This window comes from Spirosoma panaciterrae DSM 21099, assembly GCF_000374025.1.
Taxonomy (GTDB): Bacteria; Bacteroidota; Bacteroidia; order Cytophagales; family Spirosomataceae; genus Spirosoma; species Spirosoma panaciterrae.
In genome coordinates this window covers 20,642-22,281 of sequence record NZ_KB893220.1, presented here as the reverse complement: position 1 = coordinate 22,281, position 1,640 = coordinate 20,642, and the positions used below count along the sequence as shown (strand labels likewise).

1 protein-coding gene is annotated in these 1,640 nt (G+C 60.8%); it reads right to left on the bottom strand.

Features of this window, described 5'->3' with window-relative positions:
- Window positions 1–1,640, bottom strand: a 1,640-nt coding sequence (locus B153_RS38115; RefSeq protein WP_020600289.1) for a SprB repeat-containing protein, incomplete at both ends; no start/stop codon positions are given.

Sequence of the window (1,640 nt, the reverse complement as noted above, 5' to 3'; positions counted from 1 at the left end):
CGCGTCACACAGGTGCCGCTGCCACTGGCCGTCACCACCACATTGGTGCCCACCGGTATATTCTCAATCACCCGCGATGCGGTATTGACCTGACCTACATTGCTGCTCACACTGCCCACGCCTGTCAGGCGGTAGCTCACCGTGTAGAAGCCCGTGCCCTGACACAGCGGCTGACCCACCGTTAACTTGGGCGGTGTGCAGTTATTTCCTCCATTGTTGGCACAATCGGTCGGTGAATCGACCATCGAGACGTTGTAGCAACCCACTCCATTGCTGGCCGTGATGCTTACAGGCGTGCCCACTGGAATACCACTCACCATCCAGGCCGACAGATTCACCGTCCCACTGCTGGCCACCACACTCGCTGTGCTGCTGTAGAGGCTCACACTGTAGGTGCCACCAGCCGGGTTACACACCGGACTACCCACCGTCAGCACTGGCTTCTCACAGACCGGGTTGTTACAGCCCGTCGGTGTCAGCAGAATCGCTACCGGCGAGGCCACACAACCAGCCGCATCCTTGATGGTGAGCATATACGTGCCCCCACTCAAGTTATTGATACTAGCGGCCGTACTGCCGTTGCTCCACGTATAACTATACGGAGCCGTGCCCCCACTGATGCTCACCAGACTCACACTACCCCCGTTCACACTCGTACAGGTGGGCTGAGTCGGCTGGAAGACGGCCGCAATCTCGCTGGGCTGACTGATGGTGAAGCTCTGTACCGCCATACACCCGTTGGCATCCCGAGCCGTTACCGTATACACCCCCGCCCCTACATTTACCAGATCTTTGCTGGTCGAACCGTTGCTCCACACATAGCCAATTGGCGGAGTACCCCCCGTTACGCTCAGCACCACGCTACCCGTCTGGGTACCAAAGCACTTCACATTCGTGGCTACCCCACTCACCTGGGGACCTGCCAGGTTAGAGATGTTGGCCGAAGCCACCGCCGTACAACCGGCCGCGTCACTCACCGTGACGTTGTAGTTGCCCGGAGCCACGTTCACCAGGTTCTGGCTGGTGGCCACCACCACCCCAGCCGCATTGCGCCACTGGTAGCTGTAGGAACCACTACCCCCACTGACCTGCAGGCTGATGCTGCCCGTGGCCTGACCACAGACCGCGTTCTGGGCACTAGCCACTACATTGACCGGGCTGGAGGTGCCCACCACCACGCTGGTGGTGCTGCTGCAGCCACTGCCATCACTCACGCTTACCGTGTAGGTATCCGCAGGCAGGCCATTCAGGCTGGCACTGGTGCCCATCAGCACATCGGCGCTGTTGGTCCAGCGGTAGCTATAGCTGCCGACTCCACTGCTGACCTGCACGCTGGCGCTGCCGTTGGCCTGTCCACAGGAAGTGGGTGAGGCCTGGGCGACAATCACCGGGGCACTGGTCGAAGAGATGGTGATCTGCTTCTGACCTGTGCAACCCTTGCTGTCGGTCACCGTCACGGTGTAGACACCCGGTGCTAAGCCCTGAGCAATACTACTGCTGCTCACCACACTGCCGCTGGCATTGGTCCACTGGTAACTGTAGGGTGCCACTCCGCTGCCCGCATTCACCACCACTGTGGCGATGCCGTTGGCCTGACCGCACTGGGCCAGCGTGGTGCCCGTGTTCAGACCCAGCGCCGT